This is a genomic window from Endozoicomonas arenosclerae (genome assembly GCF_001562015.1).
GTDB lineage: Bacteria > Pseudomonadota > Gammaproteobacteria > Pseudomonadales > Endozoicomonadaceae > Endozoicomonas_A > Endozoicomonas_A arenosclerae.
Window position 1 is genome coordinate 1 of sequence record NZ_LASA01000190.1, and the last position, 2,869, is coordinate 2,869.

At 42.8% G+C, this 2,869-nt stretch carries 5 protein-coding genes; 1 reads left to right on the top strand and 4 read right to left on the bottom strand.

Annotated features, from left to right (window positions below):
* The 4 genes from WG89_RS32410 to WG89_RS26475 all read right to left on the bottom strand — a co-directional run.
* The coding region (locus WG89_RS32410) for a transposase (RefSeq protein ID WP_062260605.1) at positions 1–169 on the bottom strand (169 nt) is incomplete at its 3' end.
* A gap of 40 nt (positions 170–209) precedes the next feature.
* On the bottom strand, positions 210–776 hold the full coding sequence (locus tag WG89_RS26465) for a hypothetical protein (protein ID WP_062270662.1): 567 nt from the start codon (positions 774–776) through the stop codon (positions 210–212).
* Between the two features lie 138 nt (positions 777–914).
* Entirely contained in the window at positions 915–1,757 is an 843-nt protein-coding gene (locus tag WG89_RS26470; RefSeq protein WP_062270663.1) for a hypothetical protein, read from the bottom strand.
* 77 nt (positions 1,758–1,834) lie between these two features.
* Positions 1,835–2,197, bottom strand: coding sequence for a hypothetical protein (locus WG89_RS26475; protein ID WP_062270664.1), 363 nt, complete (start codon positions 2,195–2,197; stop codon positions 1,835–1,837).
* Between the two features lie 510 nt (positions 2,198–2,707).
* Here WG89_RS26475 and WG89_RS29765 point away from each other — a divergent pair.
* A partial coding sequence (locus WG89_RS29765; protein WP_172806781.1) for a transposase occupies positions 2,708–2,869 on the top strand: 162 nt, incomplete at its 3' end.

Below are 2,869 nucleotides of genomic sequence, written 5' to 3' on the forward strand. Positions count from 1 at the left end.
GAGGATAAGGAGGTCTTCCGTTGCCACGCTTAGGGTAATAGGGCTCGATTACGGCCTCTAAGCGTTTCCATGGAATCAGAACCTCCATTCTTTCAAGAAAAATTTCCCTACGAGTTCTGCGTCGCTTCTGGCTGAATTCACTGTCGGAAAAAGAGAGTTGTTGGTCCATGACTACCTCTGATCAAGCTGCTGAGATTATTATCTCATGATCAGGGACTTATTCGCAGGTTCCCTAGTGAATAAAAGCTACAATCTATAGATGCTGCATGTGTTTTAGTTTTTGGGTAAAACCATCTATGCTCTGCATATACAGCATCAAGAAACTTATTTAATGCATGCTCAACAGATTTGTGGTGCAAACTACGGGTGAACCTTAATTCTTCAGTTTCGCTCTGTGCATCCATCAGCTCAGCCTGTTTCCTCAAAGCTTCCGCTGATGCAGCCATCTCTCTTCGACTTAACTCCAACTCTTTTTGGTTCATTGTCAGAGCTTCTCTGCTTTGCTGCAGGGCGATCTCACTATTCTTCAAGGCCTCTTTGTTCTGCTTCAAGGTAACAACCAGCAACAGAAGGGACATAAAGCCAAACATTGGGTTCAGCAGACCACCTACGTAATCACCAAAAGCTCCCCAGTTGCCTACATTATTAGATGGCTCATAGCCGAAGTAATCAAAGAACCTGGTCACTATGGCTATACCAATTACTCCTGCCACTCCTCCAATCCAGACAACAATATCCTTATACCAAGGTTCCTTTGTTACACCCCAATCAGACATCCTTTCTACCTGTACATTGTCATTTATTATTGAATATGGAAGTTGATGTTAGTTGGAAGTAGTGAGGATTGGAAGGAGGAGGTAGCAGCAGATAAACATCACTACCACCTTAGAATCAGGGCTGAACTGCATCGAGCATTATGTGTTCAAAAAGGTGAAGGCATTCCGTATCTCCCCAAAGTCAGCTGTAATATCATCATCAAGGCCAAAGAAACCTAACCTATATATAGATTCAATTCTCTTGTCTATCAGGCTCACCAAGTCTTCAATAATAGGGTCATCAGTTGAGTTTCTGTTGGCTCTGTTGATTGCCCTAGCTAAATTGTACAAACGTGAATGAACCTTATACTTGTAGTGCCTCTTTATGTCATGTGATAGTCCATTTTCTAATGAAAATAGAAAGGCATCAGAGCTCACTGTGATTACTTCAATGAATCTGTATGTATCATATCCAAATGACCTTTCACCGGTTTTTACTGTTAATTCTGACTCAGAGTTGAGCGCATTCTGGAATTCACTGAGCTTTTCACTGACTATCTTATGGTGAAGGGTTGCTTTAAACCTTTTCTCTTCCTCCTTTCTCTGCTCATCCATTTGCTTAGCTTGGTCTTGCAAAGCCTCAGATGACTTTTCAAGCTCCTCACGACTTAACTTGATCTCTTCACGGTTCTGCTCAAGGGCTTTATTGTTTTGCTCTAATGCTATTCTGCCTTGCTCCAGCGCTTTATCATTCTGTATGAGTGCCTCTCGGCTTTGCCTCAGTGTCTCTATCAACAACAGAATAGTAATAAAACCAAATACAGGGTTCAGTGTACCGCCAAGGAAGTCACCAAAAGTTCCCCAGTTCTCCCCTTTTCCTGAGAAGCCATTGCCTGCGAAATGGTAGAAATAGAGTCCCATAACGAAGACAGCAACAACTCCAGCAGTCTGTACGAAGGAGTTCAGATAGAGAGGCTTCTGTTTCTCTTGGGCTTCTGGCATCTAATAGACCTGTGCATGATCATGAAATGATTTTGATTGGGGGATGTTAGTGGGAAGTGGTAAGGAAGAAAAGGAGGTTACTCAGGTGTGTACATTTCAAGGTCAAAGAAAGTCTCCATAGGGAACACCCTGCACATATCCACTAGCTTATTCACATGCTCCTGCATTGCCCCTTCAGTTTCCCAAAGCTCCCTATACAACTCCTCATCCTGCATACCAATATTCAGAGTAATGATACTGGCTGCATCCTCTCTCTTGATGACCTGATGACAGGGCAAATAGAGCGCCATACGGAGCCTCTGAGCACGTATCACGTCCTTATCAGTCAGGTAGCGGTTCTCTATGTATGAATTGTCTGAGGCTTCCAGAGGGACTGTAGGAGCTATTGTGCCTACGAGGACTGAAAGGGTTAAAACGGAGGCTATAAAGGCTGACTTCATTTTCCATGAACCTTAGTACTGCATTGCTCTCAGGTTAGCTCATGATCTTGGTAACACCTTTGTACACAGGTAAGGCAATAAGCCTGCCTACAATTTAGTACTAAACAGATATAAATAATCCTGTATAATCGTACTAGAACCCTTGTATTACCTAAGGTGTAGACCGATGACTAAAGACATCAAAGAGTTGTCAACTAGTACAATAGGTAATCACAAGCCGTGCTTTTTTGAGGGGAAAAGCATGGGGTAAATTGAAATTGAACAAAACCTGCCTGAATTTTGACCCGGCCCAATGGCTTCATTGAATCTCAGCTGTTGGTACAGCAGTGATTACGAACGAATGTAACCAATCTTCCTCAGGCAAAAAGAGAGTTATTTCCTAAAAAGCAATAACTCTGATCATAAAGAGAACGCCCCTTTACGTTTAAATCTCTACGGGTCATATTCCCCGCAGCTTGCTGCGTTTCTGCGGCATTAGCCGCAGCATGAACTTGTGACTACATTTTGTGGATGGCTAAAAGTAGGTTCATCCACAAATCCCACAATGTCACTGTTCTTATGTATCACTTGGTCTGTCCAGCAAAGTATCGAAGAGTGGTCTTTAGCGATGAAGTAGACAAGACGTTGAAGGAGGTATGCTTGGCTATCTCAGAGCGTTATGAAATTTACTTC